This is a genomic window from Candidatus Paceibacterota bacterium, from assembly GCA_035530615.1.
Classification (GTDB): Bacteria; Actinomycetota; Actinomycetes; order Nanopelagicales; family Nanopelagicaceae; genus QYPT01.
Genome location: DATKUL010000002.1, coordinates 515,912 through 537,340 on the forward strand (window position 1 = coordinate 515,912; position 21,429 = coordinate 537,340).

General features: G+C 51.7%; 22 protein-coding genes and 1 tRNA gene. 6 read left to right on the top strand and 17 right to left on the bottom strand.

Annotated features, from left to right (window positions below; all coding sequences use genetic code 11):
* Nucleotides 1-69: 69 nt before the first annotated feature.
* Together scpB and VMW30_05615 are read right to left on the bottom strand one after the other, a co-directional pair.
* Nucleotides 70-621: an SMC-Scp complex subunit ScpB gene (gene scpB / locus VMW30_05610; GenBank protein HUW87835.1), complete on the bottom strand. Its 552-nt coding sequence runs from the start codon at nt 619-621 to the stop codon at nt 70-72.
* Nucleotides 614-1,477, bottom strand: coding sequence for a segregation/condensation protein A (locus VMW30_05615; protein HUW87836.1), 864 nt, complete (start codon nt 1,475-1,477; stop codon nt 614-616). The genes scpB and VMW30_05615 overlap by 8 nt, the downstream gene beginning before the upstream one ends.
* Before the next feature lie 99 nt (nt 1,478-1,576).
* On the opposite strand from VMW30_05615, the gene VMW30_05620 reads away from it, so the two are divergent.
* Both VMW30_05620 and VMW30_05625 read left to right on the top strand, forming a co-directional pair.
* Entirely contained in the window at nt 1,577-2,461 is an 885-nt protein-coding gene (locus tag VMW30_05620; protein ID HUW87837.1) for an AAA family ATPase, read from the top strand.
* Complete coding sequence (locus VMW30_05625; protein ID HUW87838.1) at nt 2,458-2,880, top strand: hypothetical protein; 423 nt, start codon at nt 2,458-2,460, stop codon at nt 2,878-2,880. Before VMW30_05620 ends, VMW30_05625 begins: the two co-directional genes overlap by 4 nt.
* 2 nt (nt 2,881-2,882) lie before the next feature.
* On the opposite strand, the gene VMW30_05630 is transcribed toward VMW30_05625, so the two are convergent.
* The 9 genes from VMW30_05630 to VMW30_05670 all read right to left on the bottom strand — a co-directional run bounded on the left by VMW30_05630 (nt 2,883) and on the right by VMW30_05670 (nt 10,940).
* Nucleotides 2,883-3,800 carry a site-specific tyrosine recombinase XerD gene (locus VMW30_05630; protein HUW87839.1) on the bottom strand — a complete coding sequence of 306 codons (918 nt, stop codon included), beginning with the start codon at nt 3,798-3,800 and terminating at the stop codon, nt 2,883-2,885.
* Between the two features lie 18 nt (nt 3,801-3,818).
* A complete protein-coding gene (ald, locus tag VMW30_05635) occupies nt 3,819-4,922 on the bottom strand; it encodes an alanine dehydrogenase (GenBank protein HUW87840.1) in 1,104 nt (367 codons plus the stop codon).
* A 65-nt stretch (nt 4,923-4,987) separates the two neighbouring features.
* A complete protein-coding gene (locus VMW30_05640) occupies nt 4,988-6,637 on the bottom strand; it encodes a CTP synthase (GenBank protein ID HUW87841.1) in 1,650 nt (549 codons plus the stop codon).
* Between the two features lie 59 nt (nt 6,638-6,696).
* Nucleotides 6,697-8,418, bottom strand: a complete 1,722-nt coding sequence (recN, locus tag VMW30_05645) for a DNA repair protein RecN (GenBank protein HUW87842.1) — start codon at nt 8,416-8,418, stop codon at nt 6,697-6,699.
* Nucleotides 8,411-9,271, bottom strand: coding sequence for an NAD kinase (locus VMW30_05650; GenBank protein ID HUW87843.1), 861 nt, complete (start codon nt 9,269-9,271; stop codon nt 8,411-8,413). Before VMW30_05650 ends, recN begins: the two co-directional genes overlap by 8 nt.
* Nucleotides 9,268-10,056 carry a TlyA family RNA methyltransferase gene (locus VMW30_05655; GenBank protein HUW87844.1) on the bottom strand — a complete coding sequence of 263 codons (789 nt, stop codon included), beginning with the start codon at nt 10,054-10,056 and terminating at the stop codon, nt 9,268-9,270. The genes VMW30_05650 and VMW30_05655 overlap by 4 nt, the downstream gene beginning before the upstream one ends.
* An 8-nt stretch (nt 10,057-10,064) precedes the next feature.
* Nucleotides 10,065-10,217, bottom strand: a complete 153-nt coding sequence (locus tag VMW30_05660; GenBank protein HUW87845.1) for a hypothetical protein — start codon at nt 10,215-10,217, stop codon at nt 10,065-10,067.
* Nucleotides 10,214-10,576, bottom strand: a complete 363-nt coding sequence (locus VMW30_05665; GenBank protein HUW87846.1) for a hypothetical protein — start codon at nt 10,574-10,576, stop codon at nt 10,214-10,216. Before VMW30_05665 ends, VMW30_05660 begins: the two co-directional genes overlap by 4 nt.
* A gap of 31 nt (nt 10,577-10,607) precedes the next feature.
* A complete protein-coding gene (locus tag VMW30_05670; protein ID HUW87847.1) occupies nt 10,608-10,940 on the bottom strand; it encodes a single-stranded DNA-binding protein in 333 nt (110 codons plus the stop codon).
* 326 nt (nt 10,941-11,266) lie between these two features.
* Between VMW30_05670 and VMW30_05675 the strand changes: the two genes are divergently transcribed.
* Complete coding sequence (locus tag VMW30_05675; GenBank protein HUW87848.1) at nt 11,267-12,286, top strand: hypothetical protein; 1,020 nt, start codon at nt 11,267-11,269, stop codon at nt 12,284-12,286.
* A 640-nt stretch (nt 12,287-12,926) separates the two neighbouring features.
* Here the strand turns inward: VMW30_05675 and VMW30_05680 are convergent.
* The 4 genes from VMW30_05680 to VMW30_05695 all read right to left on the bottom strand — a co-directional run bounded on the left by VMW30_05680 (nt 12,927) and on the right by VMW30_05695 (nt 17,090).
* Nucleotides 12,927-13,247, bottom strand: a complete 321-nt coding sequence (locus VMW30_05680) for a HepT-like ribonuclease domain-containing protein (protein ID HUW87849.1) — start codon at nt 13,245-13,247, stop codon at nt 12,927-12,929.
* Nucleotides 13,244-13,534, bottom strand: a complete 291-nt coding sequence (locus VMW30_05685) for a nucleotidyltransferase domain-containing protein (protein HUW87850.1) — start codon at nt 13,532-13,534, stop codon at nt 13,244-13,246. Before VMW30_05685 ends, VMW30_05680 begins: the two co-directional genes overlap by 4 nt.
* A gap of 110 nt (nt 13,535-13,644) precedes the next feature.
* Complete coding sequence (mutM, locus tag VMW30_05690; protein HUW87851.1) at nt 13,645-14,484, bottom strand: bifunctional DNA-formamidopyrimidine glycosylase/DNA-(apurinic or apyrimidinic site) lyase; 840 nt, start codon at nt 14,482-14,484, stop codon at nt 13,645-13,647.
* Nucleotides 14,485-14,576: 92 nt separating this feature from the next.
* Nucleotides 14,577-17,090: an FAD-dependent oxidoreductase gene (locus VMW30_05695; protein ID HUW87852.1), complete on the bottom strand. Its 2,514-nt coding sequence runs from the start codon at nt 17,088-17,090 to the stop codon at nt 14,577-14,579.
* A gap of 144 nt (nt 17,091-17,234) precedes the next feature.
* Here VMW30_05695 and VMW30_05700 point away from each other — a divergent pair, with 144 nt between their 5' ends.
* Both VMW30_05700 and VMW30_05705 read left to right on the top strand, forming a co-directional pair.
* Complete coding sequence (locus VMW30_05700; GenBank protein HUW87853.1) at nt 17,235-17,471, top strand: hypothetical protein; 237 nt, start codon at nt 17,235-17,237, stop codon at nt 17,469-17,471.
* Nucleotides 17,468-17,686, top strand: coding sequence for a hypothetical protein (locus tag VMW30_05705; GenBank protein HUW87854.1), 219 nt, complete (start codon nt 17,468-17,470; stop codon nt 17,684-17,686). Before VMW30_05700 ends, VMW30_05705 begins: the two co-directional genes overlap by 4 nt.
* A 525-nt stretch (nt 17,687-18,211) precedes the next feature.
* On the opposite strand, the gene VMW30_05710 is transcribed toward VMW30_05705, so the two are convergent.
* Nucleotides 18,212-18,284 (bottom strand) — tRNA-Val (locus tag VMW30_05710).
* Nucleotides 18,285-18,701: 417 nt separating this feature from the next.
* A complete protein-coding gene (locus tag VMW30_05715; protein ID HUW87855.1) occupies nt 18,702-20,345 on the bottom strand; it encodes an NERD domain-containing protein/DEAD/DEAH box helicase in 1,644 nt (547 codons plus the stop codon).
* A 150-nt stretch (nt 20,346-20,495) separates the two neighbouring features.
* Between VMW30_05715 and VMW30_05720 the strand changes: the two genes are divergently transcribed.
* Nucleotides 20,496-20,678 (top strand): hypothetical protein, encoded by a 183-nt coding sequence (locus VMW30_05720; GenBank protein ID HUW87856.1) that lies wholly within the window; start codon nt 20,496-20,498, stop codon nt 20,676-20,678.
* Nucleotides 20,679-21,429: the final 751 nt, after the last annotated feature.

The following is a 21,429-nucleotide window of genomic DNA, read 5'->3' on the forward strand; positions in this document are numbered from 1 at the left end:
CAAGGAAGCCAGTCTACCGCCCTACAACCCTGACATATTCCGCCGGGTCAGAGGAGAAAAACCAATAAATCAGTCGGTGAGGGCGCCTAAAACTTCGTCCAAGCGATCCAAATCTGGAAGGTATGGAGCCAGGGCTGGGAGGTCTGTCAGCGCATTAAGACCCAACCTCTCCAAGAAATATGAAGTCGTCCGGTAAAGAATGGCGCCAGTCTCATGCTCAAGGCCCGACTCCTCAACGAGTCCTCTAGTGATGAGGGTTTTCATGACCGCCTCGACATTCACCCCTCTGATGGCCGAGACTCGCGCCCGTGAAACGGGCTGGCGGTAGGCGACGACTGCCAGAGTTTCCAATGCAGCCTGGGTAAGCCTGGATTGCTGTCCATCCAGGACGAACTTCTCCACCGCTGCGGAGTATTCAGGTCGGCTGTAAAAGCGCCACCCGCCATTGATAGCGCGAAGTTCGAAACCATGGTTCTCGTACTCTTCCTGGAGGCGGGCAAGAACTGGAGCGATCGCGTCAACCGGAGTATCCAGGACCTGCGCCAACGTCAGTTCGGTGACTGGTTCATCGACCACCATCAAGATCGCTTCAATCGAACGTTCAAGTTCAAGATCAGACACTTGACCCCTCCTCTGCTTCATTTTCCTCTGAAATTACCGGCACATCAAACTCTTCCCCGGCTTCAATTGCCCCCGTATCCGGACCAATCCAACTAATCTGCAACTCTCCGAGTGAAACGACCTGATCGAATCGGAGTGCGCCTTGCCGATATAGATCCAAAAGAGCTAGAAAACGGGCGACCACCACCAGGGTGCTCTCTGCCTCGGCTACAAGGTGGCGAAAACTCATGGAACGGGAGCGTCGCAGCATCTCAACAACCCACAGGGACTCCTCTGCCACGCTGACCAGCGGCAGGTGCAGATGCTCAAGGGCAACGCTGGGAGTGACTTTAGGGGCTAAGACACGCTCTGCAATGGCGGCAAATCGTGCTGGACCCACCCCAATGAGGACCTCTGGCAGGAGCGCTGAAAGCGAAGAGTCGAGGGCAACCACCCGCGCGAAAGCCTTGTCTTGCAGGAGAATCCGCTCATGAAAGGTGGAAGCAATCTCTTTGAAGGCGCGGTATTGAAGAAGTCGTGCAAAGAGAAGGTCGCGCGCTTCTAGGAGAGCAAGGTCGGTTTCATCCTCGACTTCCCCGCTGGGTAATAGTCGAGCAGCTTTAAGATCGAGCAGGGTTGCTGCGACCACAAGAAACTCGGTGGCCTGATCCAGTTGCCATCCCTCACCGGATTCCTCCAAGGCGCGGATAAAAGATATGAATTCGTCGGTCACTGCCCCAAGTGCGATTTCGGTAATATCCATCCGATGCCGCGAAATGAGCTGAAGCAGAAGATCAAAGGGGCCTTCAAAATTCTCCAGATGGACAGCAAAACCGGCAATGACTTCGCTATTTACATCCGGCGCGACAGTTTCCACCTGCGAACGTTACTTCACATTTGGCTCGCATAGGCGCACTTGCCCTGGATTGAGCGTATGCGTAGAGTCGCCCCTAAAGACGGCAGAGAGGTTTCTCGATTGAGCGTTAAATCGACATTTGATGATGATGTGGCCACCACATCTACCCTGCTCCAGAAGAAACCCAAAAATTGGCCGGTTCCCAAACCGTTGGCCAAACATGGACCTGCCAAAATCATTCCCATCGTCAACCAGAAAGGTGGCGTCGGAAAGACGACCACCACCATCAACCTAGGGGCGAGTTTGGCTGAATTGGGTCGGCGGGTACTTCTGGTCGACTTCGATCCGCAAGGAGCTCTCTCTGTGGGGTTGGGAGTCAACGCACACGAGCTCAAATTGCAGGAGACGGTCTACCAGGTGCTGATGGATCCCCGTTCAGATATCGAGAAGATCATTTTAAAGACTTCGATTCCCGGGATGGATCTGCTGCCTGCCAATAAGGAACTCGCAACTGCAGAGGTCACCCTCGTCAACGAGATGGGCCGCGAGAATTTCCTCAAAAAGACCCTGTCCACCGTCCGCGAGTACTACGACGTTATTCTCATTGATTGCCAACCGACCCTCGGGCTTCTCACCCTCAACGCGCTAACCGCGGCCGATGGTGTGATTGTGCCTTTGCAGTGCGAGTTCTTTGCATTGCGTGGCTTCGCTCAACTTCAAGAGAACCTCGAAAAAGTGCGGATCAATCTCAACCCCTCGCTCAAATTAATTGGCATTCTCGCAACGATGTACGATAAGAAAACGCTACACAGTCGTGAAGTCCTAGCACGAATTCTTGAGGCTTTTCCAGAGAGTGTTTTTGAGACAGTTATTGCACAGACTGTACGCTTTCCTGAAACGACAGTTGCTGGCGAACCAATCACCACCTACGCCAATAGTTCGGGTGGCGCTGCGTCGTATAGAAGACTGGCACGCGAATTGATCGCAATCGGAGGAGTCAAATGAGTCGTAGAGCTAGCTTGCCTGGTGCTGATGAGTTGTTCCGTTCTACCACTCCCGCACTAACGGCCGTACGTAATACTTCATCCGACTCGAGTATTGCCTCACCGGTAGCTCCAGTTCAGAATGCAACTGCGCCTGTCGTGCGTCCGACCACAAAGGGCGTGCGCACCACCCCGCGTCGTCGTGTATCTGCCGTAGATCACTCACCTAGTGGTCGCGAATCGCATGCGGAGAAAATTACTGTCTACCTCTCCCCCGAGGAACTCTTCGACTTGGACCAAGCCCGACTTCTACTTCGTGGCGATCTGGGATTAGCCGCCGACCGTGGTCGGATTGTTCGCGAGTCGATCGCCGTCATCATCGCCGACCTTGAGGCAAAAGGTGAACAAAGTATCTTGGCCAGACGGCTTCGAGGCTTATAAAACTACCTCGCTCTGGGGTGTGCCAAACTATAAGTTTCACGAACTTTATCGATTGTGATCAAGGTGTAAATCTGGGTTGTCGTGACGGAGGCATGTCCTAGAAGTTCTTGCACAACGCGTATGTCTGCGCCCCCATCTAGAAGATGGGTCGCATAAGAGTGGCGAAAGACATGCGGAGATACTTTCCCCGCGACACCCGCCGCTTTTGCTGCATTGAGCACAAATTGCCATGCGGATTGCCTGCTTAATCGAGTACCGCTCTGATTGAGGAAGAGAGCGTTGGTCCGCTTCGCGGAATTCACAACCAACATTGGGCGCGTGCGAGTGAGATATTCCTGCAGGGCCGCGCTGGCAAAACTTCCCAACGGAACAATCCGCTCTTTTCCGCCCTTTCCAAGTAATTTGAGGGTTTCAATCTGAACGCCATCATTTGTGAATTGGTGCACATCAGTTAAATCGAGATTCACAATTTCACTGATGCGCGCGCCGCTGCCGTAGAGAAGTTCGAGAAGAGCCCGATCACGAATGCTAATCGGATTACCCTCATGGTATGCCGCCTCGATCATCGAGACGATCTCCGCCACTGTGAGCGCCTTGGGCAGCCTGCGCACTTGCTTTGATTTTTCAAGCTCGGTTGTCGGATCGATTGTGCCCTTCTCTCGCGACAAGTAGCGAAAGAAAGTCCGCATAGTAGAAAGGATTCGACTAATACTGGACTGACTCAATTTTTCAGTCTTTAACCAAGTTTGGAAAGATTGAAGAGTCTTCGCATCAACTTCATCCAAATCGAGTCCGTCGGCTTGCAAAAAAATTGCAAGCCGATGCAAATCTCGCTTGTATGCAGCAATCGAATTTTCAGCCAACCCGCGCTCGACGCGAATATGATCTAAGAAATTACGCGATTCCTTTTCGAAATCCATAATCTCTCATCCACTCGCTTAGGAGGCTAGCTGCACAAATTCGTAGCCATGCGCGGTTGCGACGGCTTCGTAATAAACCTTTCCCTCATGGACATTTAACCCAAGTGCCAGATTTCGATCACTATTGACTGCATCCATCCAACCTTTGTTGGCGATCGCAAGTGCGAAAGGAAGTGTTGCATTGGTAAGTGCATAGGTCGAAGCAACAGGAACTGCACCCGGCATATTTGCGACACAGTAAAAAATGCTTCCGTGCACGAGGAACGTAGGATCTACGTGAGTTGTTGCGTGCGAGTCTTCGAAGCATCCACCCTGGTCGATGGCGATGTCCACCAGGACGGAACCTGCCTTCATCTTCTTTACCTGTGCATTGCTCACGAGTTTCGGAGCTCTAGCTCCATGAACGAGTACAGCGCCAACGACAAGGTCCGCTTGAGAAATTTCTCGGTCAATTGCGTGATGCGAGGCCGCTAAAGTCTTGATACGGCCAAGGTAGACGCTGTCGATGTACTGCAACCGAGAAATACTTCTATCAATCACCGTCACGTCAGCGCCCATTCCCATAGCCATAACCGCTGCATTCAAGCCAGCCACACCTCCGCCGATGACAACAACTTTGCCTGGCGCAACTCCGGGAACCCCGCCGAGCAATACACCTCTGCCACCATTTGGTTTTTGCAGAGCAAAGGCACCTACCTGGGTTGCCATTCGTCCAGCTACCTCACTCATTGGGGCAAGGAGTGGCAATTGGCCATTTACTTCTACGGTCTCATAGGCGATAGCCGTCGTACCGCTAGCGATAAGAGCATCAGTACACGATTTCGATGCAGCCAGATGGAGGTAGGTAAAGAGAGTTTGGCCCTTGCGCATAAGCGGGTACTCAGCGGCGATAGGTTCCTTCACTTTCAAGATGAGATCGGCCTGCGCCCAAATCTCCTGCGCACTATGGCGAATGTTCGCGCCGGTTGAAATGAAATCCTCGTCTGTAATGGCTGACCCAAGTCCAGCCCCACTCTCCACGATCACCGTGTGTCCAGCGCGTACAAATTCGCTGACACCTTCCGGGGTGATAGCTACTCGGGACTCTTGGCTCTTGATCTCTTTTGGAACTCCAACAATCATCTTCGACTCCTATAGGTGAAATTTCTCTATCTCACCAGCCTACCCTGGCTTATCGATGCACCCGACTACTCCGCAACTATGACGTTTTTTACTTCGATTGCGGCGGAAATCAGGCCCGAAAAGAGGGGGTGCGGACGAGTCGGACGCGATTTGAATTCCGGATGCGCTTGGGTCCCTATGTAGTACGGGTGAACCTCCTTGGGCAATTCAACAAATTCGACCAAGTCACGTTCCGGGTACATTCCGGAGAACACGAGTCCGGAAGCTACCAATTGATCCCGGTAGGCATTGTTCACTTCATAGCGATGGCGATGTCGCTCCGAAATCTCCGTGGCTCCATACGTCTGCGCGACCACTGAACCAGGTTGCAGGATCGAACGGTATAGACCAAGGCGCATCGTGCCTCCCATATCCCCTTCGCCCGACACGGCGGCGTGCTGGTCTGCCATGGTTGAGATCACTGGAGAATCTGTGTCGGGAGCGAACTCGGCCGAATTTGCATCCGCAATGCCCGCCAGATTTCTGGCGGCTTCAATCACCATGCATTGCAGTCCAAGACAGAGGCCCAACGTTGGAATTTTTTTCTCTCGTGCAAAATGCAAGGCGCCAACTTTGCCCTCAATTCCGCGCACACCAAATCCCCCAGGTACGCAGATTGCATCCACGTCAGAGAGGTGTGCTGTCGCGCCTTCCCAAGTCTCGCACTCATCACTGGCGACCCATTTGATATCAACTTTGGCGTTGTTAGCAAATCCGCCGGCGCGCAATGCTTCAGTCACGGAGAGATAAGCATCTGGTAGATCGATGTACTTTCCAACTAGTGCAACCCGCACGTGGTGAGCCGGGTGATGAACCTTCGCCAGCAATGCATCCCACTCGCGCCAGTCGACATCCTTAAAGGGAAACCCCATTCTTCGTACAACATATGCATCCAGTCCTTCAGAGTGGAGGACTTTTGGAATGTCATAAATGGAGGGTGCGTCAACCGCGGCCACAACTGCTTCAAGGTCTACGTCGCACATTAAGGAGATTTTTTTCTTGACCGTAATTGGGATCTCGCGGTCTGATCGGATAACAATTGCATCGGGTGTAATGCCGATACTTCGCAGCGCCGCCACGCTATGTTGGGTCGGTTTAGTCTTCAATTCTCCTGATGGGCCGATGTAGGGCACAAGTGACACATGCAAATAGAAAACATTCTCGCGGCCAACTTCTTGACGAATCTGGCGGGCTGCTTCAAGAAAAGGCTGAGACTCGATATCGCCAACGGTGCCGCCAATTTCAGTAATTACCAGATCGATGTCGGGTGCGGCCATCGCCCGGATTCGCTCTTTGATTTCGTTGGTGATGTGCGGAATGACCTGGACGGTTTCGCCAAGGTACTCCCCTCTTCGTTCGCGAGCGATCACACGCGAATAAACTTGCCCTGTCGTGACATTTGCAGAGCCATGGAGATTGGTATCAAGGAACCGCTCGTAATGTCCGACATCCAGATCCGTCTCTGCGCCATCATCGGTCACAAAAACTTCGCCATGCTGAAAGGGATTCATGGTTCCGGGATCCACATTGAGGTACGGATCAAGTTTCTGCATCGTCACTCGGACGCCACGCGAACGGAGTAGTCGCCCCAAACTGGATGCGGTGAGGCCTTTCCCGAGGCTGGAAGCCACGCCCCCGGTTACGAATAAATGCTTAGTCACATGAGGTTGGCCCATGGAAGACCAACCTATCACCATCCCAGTACAAACCCCTTATCCCCGAAAAGACACGCGCGTTAATGGCGCATTGCAAGAAGTTCCGCGGCATGTTGACGTGCACTCTTGGAGTCTTCGTGGCCGGCGAGCATCCGTGCGATCTCTTCAATGCGAGATTCCCCGCTTACCAGGATGACATCGCTCTGGCTCACAACGCCGTCGCTATTTTTTTGTACAACGAAATGTGAGTCTGCCCATGCGGCGACCTGCGGCAGGTGTGTGACAACTATTACCTGCGCCTGGCGGGAAAGTTCGAAAAGGCGCCTGCCAACTTCGATGGCCGCTTTGCCTCCAACACCCGCATCGACTTCATCAAAGACGTAGGTTCCAACTGGTTGCGACCCGGCTAGCACCACTTCCAGGGCCAACATGATTCGCGAAAGTTCGCCACCACTTGCCCCTTTGGCAACTTGCACTTTCAGGCCGTCTAAGTGTCCCTGAATTGTCATGGCGACCTCGTCCGCCCCTGTCATCGTAAACCCGTCCGGCGTGGATAATTTCTGGTACTCGGGCGAAACGACGGTGCAGAAGAATTGTGTGTGCGGCATGGAGAGTAGATGTATCTCCTTGGTGACAGCAGATGACATCTCTTCGGCACTGCTCGATCTGATTCTGGAAAGTCGCCCTGCGTTCTTAACAAGGATGGTGAAAAGCTCGCGCAGTTCTGCTTCCATCGATGAAATTCTCTCTTCGCCTCCCGACAAGTCCCCAATCGCCTCTGCCACTTCTTCGTTGCGAGTAATCAATTCACGGATTTGATCATCAGGTTCGCCACCCGTCGCGTACCTTTTCACGAGAGCGTTAATCTCGGCGCGTCGAGCTTGCGCGGCCTCCAATCGGATCGGATCGGCCTCCAAGTCCTGCAGATACGTGTGAGTAATTTGTGCCGCATCGGAAAGCAGGAAATAACTCTCCGAAACCGCGTTCAAGATCTCCGCGATTTTTGGATCTTTCTCGGCGACAGATTCCAGGTTCCGCTTTGCTTGCGCAAGAGAATCAATCACATTCGACTCATCATCAAAAAGCAATCGCGCAGAGTCCTCCACACCTGTTCGAAGCGATTCGACGGAGGAAAGTCGAGATATTTCCTGAATTAGATCTGCCATCTCTCCCGCCAGAGGCTTCACCTTTGAGAACGCTTCGGCAAATTCTCGAAGCGCATTAATCTCCTTCTCGCGTCCAGCAGCATTTGTTCGCAGCGCGGCAATCTTGCCTTTCAATTGGTTGTACGCTTCAAATGACTCCTGGTACTTAGCCAAGGCGTCGGCAAGGGATGATCCAGCAAAACGATCAAGGATCTCTCGCTGCTTGGCGACTTTAGTAATGCTCATGCTTGCTGACTGACCATGGACTTCGATCAACCGTTCGCCCAATTCATTGAGCGTGCCAGCCGGAACGGAGACTCCTCCGGCTATTGCCTTGCTCTTCCCATCGGCACTCAGTGTCCGGGTAAGGATCAAGGATCCATCCTCCACGGCAGCTCCAACTTCAGATGCAAACTCTTCCACGTCGGTTGAGATCTGGAAAGTTGCGCTAACGCTCAGCCGCTCTCTGCCCCTCCTAACAAGGGACGCGTCTGCTTTGCCTCCAAGAACGAGCGAGAGCGCAGTGAGCACCATCGTCTTACCCGCACCAGTCTCACCGGTAAGAACCGTGAATCCCGGACCGAGTTCTAGTTTTGCCTCTTCAATAACCCCTAAGCCACGAATAGAAATTTCTTCCAGCATGGTGCGATCACTCACCACGCCAGCCTTCGATGGGGAGTTTGAATTTAGCCACCAATCTGTCAGTGAAAATAATTTCTTTCACGTGCGCAAGACGGACAGTGTCAGAATCTTTTGTCATAGTGACCCTATCCCCCCGCTTAAGAAAGAATTTTCGACGGGAGTCAGATGAAAGTAGCGCCGTACTTGACTCAACATCAATGACAATTTTTGATTCTGGCGAAACCACAAGCGGTTTAGAAAAAAGAGCGTGAGCCGAAATTGGCAAGACGACCAGCGCTTGCACTTCCGGCCAAACTATAGGTCCACCGGCGGAGAATGCATAAGCGGTCGAACCTGTGGGGGTCGAACAGATCAAGCCATCACAACTCCATCGAGATAGCGGGCGCTGATCGATCTGGACAAAGAGCTCGACCATCGTGGTCTCGCTCCGTTCGATAGTCACTTCATTTAGTGCCCACCCTTGGTCTACGACCTTGCCGTACCTCTCCACTGAATAAGCTAGAACTAGGCGCTGATCTGTGATGTAACTCTGAGAAATAACGGCATCGGCAATCTCGGACATCTTCGGCTTCTCAACTTCTGCGAGGAAGCCAACCCGGCCCAAATTCACGCCGAGCAATGGAATTTCAGTACCGCGGACCGCTTCAGCTCCGCGGAGCATCGTCCCGTCACCGCCAAGGACGATCGCAATCTCGATATCAGAAAGTACTTCAGCACTAAGGGGAGCCATCGATTCAATTTCAGTTTCGTTGTTGGAGTACAACCGAAAACCGGCCTGCCTAAAAATCGCTCCAAGTTCCTCCGCAGCTTGGCGGGCATCTTCACGATTTTGGTTGACGATGAAAAGTATCGAACGTTTTGGAGTCACTGCGGCCCCTCTGCGATCGCCTTATCAAGGGCCGATTCATCTATTTCGCCCGCACCTCGACGCAACCAGAGGAAATATTCAACATTGCCGGCAGGGCCTGGAAGCGGGCTTGCGGCGATCCCGAGTGTCCCAAGTCCAACGTCATATGCCGACTGCGCGACATCCAATACTGCCGCTCGTCGGAGCGCAGGGTCGCGGACAACCCCTCCGGCCCCCAACTTCTCCCGTCCGACTTCAAATTGCGGCTTCACCATGACGACATAGTCAGCTTCAGGTTTCGAGACTGCTGCAAGGGCCGGAAGAACAAGTGTCAATGAAATAAAGGAAAGATCTGCAACGACCAGATCAATCGGATCTCCGACCATCTCACCCGTGAGGTGTCGAATATTTGTCCGGTCCAGAACAGTTACTCGTGGATCTTGCCGCAACTCCCACGCCAACTGACCATATCCGACATCAACTGCAACTACTTCTGCTGCACCGCGCCGGAGCAGGACATCAGTAAAACCACCGGTTGACGCCCCGGCATCTAGGCAACGACGGCCCGCTACAACAATCTCAGTGAAAACATCGAGTGCTCCCGCCAATTTATGGCCCCCGCGAGAGACGAAGTCATCCCGCTTTCCTTGGAGGACGATCGACGTCTCGGCATCGACCTGAGTAGCTGGCTTTGTGGCAGGAATACCCCGAACCAGAACGGATCGCGACTCTATGAGATCTGCTGCTTGTTCCCGCGAACGTGCCAGCCCGCGCCTAACCAATTCCGCGTCGAGACGGGTTTTCATCTCGTTTTTTACAAACCTTCAATTGTGGAAAGAGCTGACTCCAATTTTCGATGCACTCCCTCAAGTCTCTGGGCATGCTCAGATGTGGGCAAGGAATCGATTTGTTCTAATTCGACCTTGATCTCGTCCAAGAGATTCGGAGTATTCGTGCCGTCGCTCATTTCTTGCTTCCTGCCGCACTCTTCTTGGCAGAGGTTGCCTTGCGGGGAGCAGACTTCTTGACCACTTTCTTCACCGCGCTCTTTTTCACAGCCGCCTTCTTGGGGGCAGAACTCTTTGAGGTAACAAGCGAAGCGCGCAGAGCATCCAGATCCTTCTTGAGTTTGTCGAACTCCTCCTGCTTCACAAAACCCATCTTCGCAACCGCTTGCTCGACCTCTTCTTCGACTTTGAGTTTTATGGCTTCGCCACTTTCACGCAGCCAAGCATTCATGGAAGCAACGACCTCTGCGGGAGTGTGCTCCCCCTCGGTAATCTTGGATAGATAGACCCGGAGCGTGCTAAATACATCTTTTGACACATTGCCTCCCATACTTAGAGCATTACCGTACCTAAATTCTAGAGATCTCGCTTGCCTCAATCTGCCATCGACTGGCAAGGCCGGTTGGAGCCTTCCAGAATCGGCGCCTAACCGAACCCGATATCTCAACCCATTCGTCAGTTTTGAGGGTCAGGCTCTTTCGACGAGTTTTAGCACTCCAGGCCGCTACATCTAAGGTATCTACACCCTCTCTCGTGTCGCGTCTTACAACGATCCGAAATTCGACGACGTGATCACCACTGGGAAGTTCGCGTTCGGACGGCTCCCCCGAGACTCTTCCCCGCAACAGAACATTATTGAATGAATGATCTTCGACTTCTTCAATTTCTAGTTTCTTCGCCATACTCTCCTCTTTCCCAATTTCCACGCATTCGACATGGAGATAGGTTTTAGGAGAGTACAGACATTCAATTGGTTAGCCGGGAAAACTGTGGAGAGGATGAGCGGTGTTAATTACTTGCGATAACAATGTGAGTCCGCTCACTTAGGTAAATCATCGCACGTGATCAAACTGACAATAACCCCTTCTACTCTCTCCCGCGACACAGTTGTAGGTTTAGATTCATCGGAGCATAAGTCCCATGCTTGCGGTCCATCTAATAATCCACCGCCCTGGACATGAACCGGTGTAGCACCATTCATGATCTACGAGCGAGATGAGAACCAGGTATGACGAGCACAACCTCCAAATCAAGAACATCATCGGCCATTCCTCTATCCAGGTCTGGCCCTTTGAGTAAAACAATTGCGCTATTGGTAATGCTGATGGGCGCCGGTTTAATCACGGTCACTCTCATGAACAATCTATTCGCAGTCGGACCGGCATTCGAGAGCTTGATCGTCGACTTTCGCCCAACGTTGACCCAGAGCTCGATCGACACCGCGCGTGCCGACATCTCCGGCCTGTCAGCAGTGCAGAGCGAGTTCACCGACAAACTCGCCCCTGCTCTGAGCCAGCAATTGCAGATGACACCGACGCAGTTCAATGAGTTCGTTTCCGAGAATTTTTCGGCCGTGGCAGCGGGCATGAGTGCCCTGCCCAGTGTGGTTCCGACTTTCAACGGCTTGATTGACACCTTGGATCAGCAACGTCCGCTCTTCGCATCGGCCGACGCTATTCCCACCAAAAGCCTGCCGGCCACGACCGTCCCCTGGGCGATGTTTGGTGCGGGTTTTCTAGTTTTCCTTCTCGGACTGCTGATCCTGCGCTCACCGAAAGCCGGTGGAGCATCAACGATCGTGGTGGGGCTTCTGCTCTTGCTTATGCCGGTCGCCTTGTCGCTGCCAGCAAAAGCGGCCGATGCTGACCAGCTGAACGCAAACCTCAAGCCTGTCTACACTCAAGAGCTGGTAACTAACGCAACTGGGGCACTCGCGACGGTCGGGGCCATGGGCAATGAGATGCAGACCGCGATGCTCCCTGCCCTGGCCACGCAACTCAAGATGACGCCGGAACAGTTGCAGACTTTCCTCGGCACCAACTTCCCGGCAACCGCCCAAGCCCTTCAAGCGATGCCTGCGTCGATGGAGCGTTTCAACGGACTCGTGAAGGTCTTCGACGAGAACCTGGCTAACTACAACACGCTCAAGCCCGTCGGATTGGCAACGCTCATTTGGATTCTGATGATTGCCGGCGGGTTGGTCGCAGGTCTCGGCGCGCTGACAGTTCTGAAGCGTCGTCAGAGTTAGCGAGTTTCCAAAAACAAGGTTGCAAGGGGAAGTTCTTCACACAATTGCTGAGTGGAGTCCTTCCCCTTAAGGCTGTACCGGGCGTGCTGCTGACAGGATTCGAATGAAAGTTACTGCTAAAAGTCCTCGCTATCCCCTAGACTCTCTTTTACTACGGCTCGCCCCTCTGCGCGTTATAGCGTATGGGCGGGTCATCTTTCCTTTCAGAGTTTTATCTTGAAGCAAAAATATGACAAACCGTTCCTCACACCTGAACAGCAGATAGAAATTTTAATATCTCGCGGCCTTCTCGTAACTGACAGAGAGAAGGCCATCAGATGGCTCAGACGAATTGGCTACTATCCTCGCCATAAAAGTTGAAGCCGCCGCGAGATGAACTCGAGACGGCTTCGCGAACCCTTCGTCGCACTAATGCGACCGGGGACTACAACAAGAACTGTACAGGATATCTATGTCGATGCAACACATATTAATGAATGAGCCATTGAACTGCCGATTACTCAGAGTGAGCAGAACATTGGGCAGATCAAGGTGATGCTCCTAGCCTTGATGAATGTTCGACATTTTCCTTGAGTATCTTCACAACACGGGAAAAAGAGCGAAGGACGCCGGCCCAACACCTCGATTGCGCTATCTATTGCTAGCTCAAAAGGCTTTTAACCAGTGCAGGAACGCTCACCGAAGCAGCATTCCAAACGATTTGCGCATCGATCTGGTGGTAAGCATGGGCGAGTTGGGTGCGCATCCCAACAATTTCTTTCCATTTAACGTCTGGGTATTGGGCCTTATATTCCGCCGATAAATGAGTGCAATATTCACCGATATTGTGTAACGCCCTCTCGATCGCCCACTGGCATTCGAAATCATTTAGGAAATTCTCTTTGCCTTTCGCAACCAACGTTTTGAGTTTGGCGGCGGTTTCTAGGAGATCCTCTAAGCGCTGATCATCAGAGCGAGTCACAGAGCTAAGGCTTCTTCCCGAATATGGCTATCTCTCGGTTTAAGGCCACCGCTGGAAATGACATCAACGGGCGCATTTAAGAATTCTTCTAGCGAATCATGTAACCCTGCTAAATCTGTCAATGATGCATCTGGAGTAAACGTAACCAGAAAATCAATATCACTTTCTGGGCCATCTTCGCGGCGTGCAACAGAACCAAAAACCGAGATTTTTAAAGCTTTGTGGCGAGCCGCAATAACTTTAATAGCATCGCTGTTAGCGCGCAAAAAATCTAGGCGTCCACTCATGAATTAAGGATACAGGTATTAATAAATCGAGGAGAAAAATTCTCGAAATCTTTCAGGAATTGGCTTCTAAGGCCACTTCGAGAGAGCATCTCGGGGTAATAGTATTTCCGCTAGCGCCGCTGGCGCTGACAATGCGGGCAAAAATGTGATGAGCGCTGACCCACAATAATCCGCTTGATCGGAGTACCGCACCGAACACACGGCCTATCCGTCTGCCCGTAAGCGGCCAGGGATTGCTCAAAGTAGCCACTCTCGCCATTGACGTTGATGTAGAGATCATCAAAGGATGTGCCGCCCTGCAAAATCGCTTCCTCCATCACTTCGATTGCGCTATCTATCACTAAGGCGATTTTCTTTAATGACATCTCACTGGTGCGCGCTTGGGGATGAACCTTGGCGCGCCAGAGCGCCTCATCGGCGTAGATATTGCCCACCCCGCTCATGATCTCTTGACTCAGGAGAGCGGTCTTAATTTTTACATTTCGCTTTGCATAATTTCTTACCACCATGGACTTGTCGAATCCGGGGTCGAAGGGATCTCTGGCAATGTGGGTCGCAGATGTCGGGACTCCATCCGCGAGCTCTTCGACCGAGAGCCAGCCGAAAGTTCGCTGATCATTAAAAACCAGTTGCTGTCTCTGTAAGCCTTTCGAGATCTTGAATAGCGCTCGAACGTGCCTTGCCATTGGTCGATCCCTTTGCTGAATGAGAAATTGGCCGCTCATTCCAAGATGGGCGACCAACACTTCTGGTCGATCCAGTTCAAACCAGAGAAATTTACCGCGCCGATTCACCCCAGTAATTCGCGCGCCTGCAACTGCCGAGATTGGCGAAAGAGAGGAAGCCTTGCGCACCCTTGGGTGAAGTTCTTGAACCTCATTGATACGGTACCCGCGAACCAAGTGTGCAAGTCCCCGTCGGACAGTTTCAACCTCTGGCAATTCAGGCACAGAACCACTCTACTGTCGTGCCAATTCGTGAATCTGAAAACACCATCAATTGATTGTGAGTGAAATGGGATTAGGAAGATGGGCCTTAATTCTTAGGCGGTTGGTCGGGTGCGACCAGGGTCGAAGAAGGGACGCAGTGAAACCTTCGCACCAACTCGTTTTCCAGCGATTTCGACAGCGAAGGTGCCGGCATCGAGATCGGATTGGCTGAAACCGCCCGGCCGCTCGATCATGGCCAGACCAGTGGCGGCGCCCAGGGTGTAACCATAGGCACCGGCTCGGATGTAGCCGACGCAGATGCCATCCCAGAAAACCGGCTCATCCTCAATCAGATCGTAGGCCGGATCATCCAGCAGCAGAGTGATCATCCGACGTTGCAATGCTCCAGAGTCGCGTTGCTTGCTCAACACCTCCTTGCCGACGAAACCTCCCGGCTTCTCCCATGCCACCGCAAATCCCAACCCTGCTTCCAGCGGAGTGTCATCGGTGTCGATGTCGTGGCCCATATCGCGATAAGCCTTCTCCACACGCATGCTGGTAAGTGCGCCGAGCCCGGTGGGCATGAAGCCCAAATCCAACCCAGCCTCGCGAATCTGTTCGTATAGTTTTGCGCCAAACTCGGTAGGAATGATCAGATCCCACCCCAACTCTCCTACGTATGTCACGCGCAGCGCCCATAGCGGCGTATATCCCAGTTCAATTTTCTGAGCCGTCAAGAAAGGAAATGCTTCGTTCGACCAGTCATTCGGACTCAGACGCGCAAGAAGTTCGCGTGATCGCGGACCCTGCACCGAGAGCATTGCTGTACCGCTAGACACATCGGTCACAACGACGAACTCATCGCTGCGCGTGTGACGTTTGATCCACGCCGGTATCCGACGGTGGATGTTTTCACCACTAATAACAAGAAACTCATCCTCAGCCAGACGCGTCACTGTTACATCAGCGATGATTCCGGCGAACTCGTTAAGCCACTGGGTGTAGACGATGCGACCGACCGGAACTGCGACGTCATTGGCGCACACTCGATTGAGAACGGTCTGCGCGTGCGGACCTTGCACTAGGAAATTGGACATGGACGTCAGATCAATTGCGCCGACATTCGCGCGGCAGTTCAAGTGCTCGATCCCGATACGTTCGAAGGCAACACCACGATCGAATCCCCACTCAATCTCCGGCACTTCTCCTGTACCTGAAAAGAACTGCGGACTCTCCCAGCCTGCCGATGCCGTGAAATGTGCGCCATCAATCACGTGCTGGGTATGAAAAGGACTTTGTCTAATGTTGCGGGCGGCGCGCATTTGTGAGTTTGGCCAAGCTCCGTCGTTATGTACGAAGCCAAGTCGCTCGACCGTCCGTTCGGCACGAAATTGTCTTGTGGCCTGGAACTCGTGCGTACGGTCAACAGAAACTTTCGTCAGATCAATCGGTGCTTGACCATCCACCAGTAACTGCGCCATAACTTGGCCCACTCCACCACCCAAAAGAATGCCCAATGAATTCAGTCCACAGGCTAGGAAGAAATTCCGTACCTCCGGTGCTTCGCCAAGCATGGGATAGAGATCGTCAGTGAAACTTTCCGGCCCGCAGAACAATGACCGAATCCCCACGTTCTCCAGTGCCGGGACACGACGCATTGCAACTTCAAGAAATGGTGTCATCCGATCCCAGTTTGGTGGGAGAACGGTGAATGCCGAGCCCTTGGGAGTGCCGTCCAGTGACCACGGCGCACCCACCGGTTCGAAGAGTCCAACGAGTAGCCCATTTCCCTCCTCGCGGTAGTAACTGTAACTTTCGGGGTCTTCAATGACGGGAAGGTCGGAGGTGATGCCCTCGATAGGTTCGGTCAGAAGGTAATAGTGCTCTGCAGCTTGCAACGGCACCGTGACGCCGGCTTTCGCTGCCACCTCTCGTCCCCACAGTCCCGCCGCGATCACGACTTTTTCGCACTCGACGTCACCGCGCGAGGTTTGCACACCAGTAACAGTGCCATCGGTGATCTTGAATCCAGTGACCTCTGTATCTTCGAATATTCGCGCACCATTCATGCGAGCACCCTTAGCCAACGACATCGTGACATCGACCGGATTGGCCCGACCTTGATCCGGAGTAAAGAAGCCAGAGCGGATATCGTCGGTGTTCAACATCGGAACAAGGTCAGCGATTTCCTGCGGCGATAAAAGATGCTTCTCAAAACCGTATGCATTTTGAAATGACATCTCGCGTCGATAGGCCTCGTCGCGTCGCTTTGTGGTGGCTATCTGCAAATAGCCGCACTTCTTGAACCCGGTGGACAATCCAGTTTCCGCCTCAAGTCGGCCATAAAGATCGACGGTATGCCGAACCATCTCGATCAAAGTCTCGCCAATTCCACCCGACACGATTTCGCCGGCGGCGTGCCATGTAGTCCCGGATGTCAGTTGCTTGCGTTCCAGCAAAATGACATCAGTCGCGCCCATCTTCGCCAGGTGGTAGGCGATGGAAGTTCCAATGACACCTCCCCCAACAACGATGTACTGAGCACGCGTTGGAAGATCGCTGAGTTGTTTACTGCTCGAAGAGTCTTTAGCGAACGACGGATTATTTGTACTGGAATCAGTGGACATAGCAAAAAACTACCATGCCATCCAGACGCGATGATGAAAGGCTCTCGCAGCCAACTCCACGATCTACGCATCCACTTCGTAGTTTTACCAACAGAGAGTCTCTTGCCTTCAATCTGATCGTTGAGAGCTGGGCAAACTGCGCGGGTGTCTCAATTTCCAAGCATGAAAGCCGGGCGACTTCTGCGGATACTGATGAATGAACCGTTGAATTATCGGTTACTCAGAGTCAACGGATCACATAAGGTTCTCGTCTCAGATAATCACCCTCAGTTAACATACTGGCCACACGAAGGAAAAGAAGTCACCGCAAGAGTTGTAAAAGAGTATTTAGTGCGTAAAGTTGGATTATCGGTTGAAGAAGCATTGGAGTTACTCAAATGATTACCGTAAGAGTTGAAATTGCCAATGACAATGGTTGTTGGTTTGTGCAAGATTGCGATGCGGTCAACCTAATTTGTTGGAGTGATACTGAGGAAGACCTTCGCAAGCGCGCTGCTGAAGCCATAATCTTTTCACTTGAAGAGCAGAACATTGAACCATCAGAGATCGCATTCAATTTTTCTATCGTGCCACTTCTCGAATCTGAAATGGCCTAACAAATAGGAGTGATGTTCCCTCGAGAAGGACTCCGCCCATTTTGTGAGTGGAGCCCTTCCCCTTGAGGTGTTGCCACTGTGACTCTGGCGGGACTCGAACCTGTAACCTCGGGCTGAGTGAGAGCCGCGCTCTATCCATTGAGCTACAGAGGCACCCGCGAAAGTTACCTCTGCGATAAAGCCATATTGGTTGGCGTTAGATCTGTTGTGAAAAACTTTTCGACAATTTGTAACACAAAGTAACTGGAAATGTTTTGCACATGAAGATAGAAGTGAATCAACCAATGCTACGATTACAGAGCTGAGTGAGAGTCGCCAGAAGATATATCCCAAGAGTTACATCACTAAAACCTCGAGAGAACTTCTCGGGGTTTTAGTATTTGTTGGAGTGATACAGAGGAGGACCTTCGCAGTCGCGACCTCCCATATCCGCACCCGCGACATTCGACCTAACCATGCGAAGTATTCGACGGGCGTTAAAGATGAGGTCTCACTCGTTTTCAGGTGAGACCTCATCGCGAGTCGTGCCCCTGGCGGGACTCGAACCCGCAACGACACCTTCGTTATAGATGTGCTCTATCCATTGAGCTACAGAGGCACCCGTGAAAAATAGGCAGATATGAAGAACCAGAAATTACAATTGCCGTTACCTGTGGATTACTTTCAGTAACCAAATAATGAGAACGCAAAGCATTATCATCAGTTCTCGTTCTAATCGCAAAAACGATGTTACTCTTTCCCCACCTTCGTTAAGGATGTGCAAGTGTCTATCACTTGAGCTAAACAATGAACTCCGTGATTAATTTCCCGGAGTTCATTGTTTTATAAGTTAGTAGAAGCGTTGAATAGATCCTTATTCCTCAATAGACAACTTGAAACAAGAAGTCGTCCAGTGTTACCCTTCGTTCGGTGTCGTTACCCTGCACAAGTTCTATCCAAAGAGTTACATCACTAAAACCTCGAGAGAACATCTCGGGGTTTTGGTATTTGCATATCCTTCCGAAAAAGCCCAAGTTCAGATTAAAGATTTCTCCGCGTGATTGGTCAATTTCTTCACAAACTCTTTGCCGCCGCCGTGTTTAAGAGTCTCCTTGTCGGCACAGATAATCAGCAGATCACGGGCACGAGTAATGGCAGTGTAGAGCATCTCCTTTTTCTGATCCTCGACCTTCCAGCCGTTGATTGCTAAGACAATGACACGACGTTCAAGCCCCTTGAAACCAAGCACATGACCGTAAAACACTGCATCGCCCTCAAAGAATTCGTCCCAGTAGGTGTGACGATTAGCCTCGACTTTTTCGCGTTGAATGGGATGTCGCGAGCCCGTAGTCAAAACACAGATATCCCCCGGAGCCCATCCATCATTCAGCAATTGGTTTACAACATCATCGGCTATCTCAATGGCGTTCTCATTCATAGATTCGACGTAACGAACTGGAACTCCGTCTAACCCTGCCAAATGAAGTGGCTCTTCGAGGCAGAGGGAGGCCAACTGTGCAATCGGTAGTGAGTTGCGCAGGTTTGTATCTAAACGAAGGGAACATGCCACAAGCGGGATATCAGTTGCTTGTCGGAATATCCCCTGGCGGGTATCTCCAAAGGCGTAAATGTGTCCATACGAAGGGTTCTTAAGAACTGCTAGAACAAGATCCCACCACTTCGGGTGAAAATCTTGTGCCTCATCAATAATTACCGTGTCGAATTTCTCCTCCACTGGCACTACCCCAAAATGCTCGATGAGTAGCAGCGGTACTTCGCTATCCCAAAATTCATCAACCTCCCGTGTCTCCAATCGTAAATTCAATTTGTACGCGAGCGAGTGAAGGGTTGACACTATGGTCGGACGCTCGTTTTCCGGCACCGACTTGAATTGATTGTTGATGTAGTCCGAAAGACCCCGGTTATAACAGAGGAAGAGAACGCGATCCCCCGCTGCCGCACAACGCCGTGCTTGCTCTATGGCAATGTAGGTTTTCCCGCAACCCGCGGCTCCAAGAATCGCAAACTTAGGCGTGGTCCGGCACATGTCGAGAATAGAGAACTGCGATTCCGTTAAATGCAGTACCGCTTCCTCCCGCTCTAGCCCCAGTTCAATTATCGATTTTTGTGAGTGGATCGCTCTGCCAAGATGCTGAATCATAATGTCGACGTCTTGCGCGGTGGGTCGATAGTTATGCGATTGCAAATCAGACTTGATTCGATCAGCTATATGAATCAAGTCAATTTCATCCGTCACAATGAATCTAGGAATGTCGGGTCGGTTATATTCACGGTCAATAGTTGAGTAAGGGAAAACCAACATAGGTCGCGGGGAAAAGTGTTGAAGACTGGACTTAGTCTCTAGATAGCGCACGAGCCCATGAAGATTGCTCATGACTTGCGCAATGGGATCTATATTGCGCGAGCCTCTGGAATCGCTCTGCTTGAAAGTGGAATCCTCATTGGGTTGGACCTTGCCACCTTTAACTTCAAGGATGGCGACGCCAACTTCAGGCCACAAGATAATGAAATCCATCTCATATTCGTGGCTGTGGTCAAGCAACTTGAGATTGCAGATTACTGCGGCTTCATCTGGCAATCGTTGCCGCAATTCATTCCATACCAACCGCTCTGAAGGGTCAGCGAAGATTGGGTCAGTGGGAAAGGAGCGCCTAGTCATGGGTTCAGTCTCTATGGCGCCCACCATTCAGGCAAGGAAGCAGAATTTCCGCGCAATGCCAGTAATGCCTGATATCTTTTCTATTGCTCAAGAAGTGAGTCATAAGCCCTCCGGCTGACTCTCTGCCAACCGCCTCGCTCTTCGCACACCGTGGCCCCAGAGGCAGAGCTGCTCATCCATCTTTATCCACATCCGCCAACGTTCTTACAAACACAAGCCGATTTGGTTGTTCTGGCATCGGGTGGAGTAGAGATTCTTCTTGGTGTGGGCGATCTGTACTACAGGAGCCTGGCGCAGCTTTCGATCAAGAGGTCTTGGCGTTTAACGCCGTAGGACCGGGCATGTGAAAAGACTTCGATTTGTCGGCAGAGTCTTTTTCATTTGTAAACTGAAAAAAGTAAACCCCGCAGATTTTTCTACGGAGTTTACCTTTGTAGTTCAATAGTTAAACGACACGCTCCTTTGCCGAAGTTGCTTAACCATAGCAGGGGCGAAGGGATAGGGCGCTACTTTGCCGAAGGAAGAGGTTGCAGGTTCAAATCCTGTCGAGGGCACCACCTCGGTGGCTCTGCGTAATCTAATTACGTGGGGCCACTTCAATTTCCTCGTGATCTATTTTGGCAGCGAGGGGATGAAACTACTCCGTGTAACGAGAGTTTCTGCTTTAATTAGTGAAGTTGAGCCGGGTTGTTAAACCCGACCCAACTGCCTTATGCGAAATCAGGTTGCTGTCTGATCGGGTCCGTCGGTAATTATCCGACGGCCCTTTCGCATTTCCCATAAACGAACTATGAGATAAAGAATTCAGGCGTGTGAAATGTATTTGAGTGTGTTGCTGGGATATTTAAATGTGTCAATGCCTGTGAATAAGTAAGGTGTTGCGAAACTACTCCGAGTGACGAGTATTTCTGATTTAATAAATGTGCCCTAATTTCGAGGTAATGCTCTTACGTCGAGAGAAAACTCTCTCGGAGATAGGGAAATGGTAAAGCGATGGACGTGGTTAACCCTACTAATTAGATCGCTTGGCCTTGGTGGCCCTGGGCGAGGTGGCTCCGTAGGCGTTATACGGAGCCACTTTCAA

Coding starts and splice junctions, on each gene's coding strand:
- VMW30_05625 (HUW87838.1), top strand. CDS start 2,458: ATGAGTCGTAGAGCTAGCTTGCCTGGTGCTGATGAGTTGTTCCGTTCT.
- VMW30_05630 (HUW87839.1), bottom strand. CDS start 3,800: ATGGATTTCGAAAAGGAATCGCGTAATTTCTTAGATCATATTCGCGTC.
- ald (HUW87840.1), bottom strand. CDS start 4,922: ATGATTGTTGGAGTTCCAAAAGAGATCAAGAGCCAAGAGTCCCGAGTA.
- VMW30_05640 (HUW87841.1), bottom strand. CDS start 6,637: ATGGGCCAACCTCATGTGACTAAGCATTTATTCGTAACCGGGGGCGTG.
- VMW30_05655 (HUW87844.1), bottom strand. CDS start 10,056: ATGAAAACCCGTCTCGACGCGGAATTGGTTAGGCGCGGGCTGGCACGT.
- VMW30_05660 (HUW87845.1), bottom strand. CDS start 10,217: ATGAGCGACGGCACGAATACTCCGAATCTCTTGGACGAGATCAAGGTC.
- VMW30_05670 (HUW87847.1), bottom strand. CDS start 10,940: ATGGCGAAGAAACTAGAAATTGAAGAAGTCGAAGATCATTCATTCAAT.
- VMW30_05675 (HUW87848.1), top strand. CDS start 11,267: ATGACGAGCACAACCTCCAAATCAAGAACATCATCGGCCATTCCTCTA.
- VMW30_05685 (HUW87850.1), bottom strand. CDS start 13,534: ATGAGTGGACGCCTAGATTTTTTGCGCGCTAACAGCGATGCTATTAAA.
- VMW30_05695 (HUW87852.1), bottom strand. CDS start 17,090: ATGTCCACTGATTCCAGTACAAATAATCCGTCGTTCGCTAAAGACTCT.
- VMW30_05705 (HUW87854.1), top strand. CDS start 17,468: ATGATTACCGTAAGAGTTGAAATTGCCAATGACAATGGTTGTTGGTTT.
- VMW30_05715 (HUW87855.1), bottom strand. CDS start 20,345: ATGACTAGGCGCTCCTTTCCCACTGACCCAATCTTCGCTGACCCTTCA.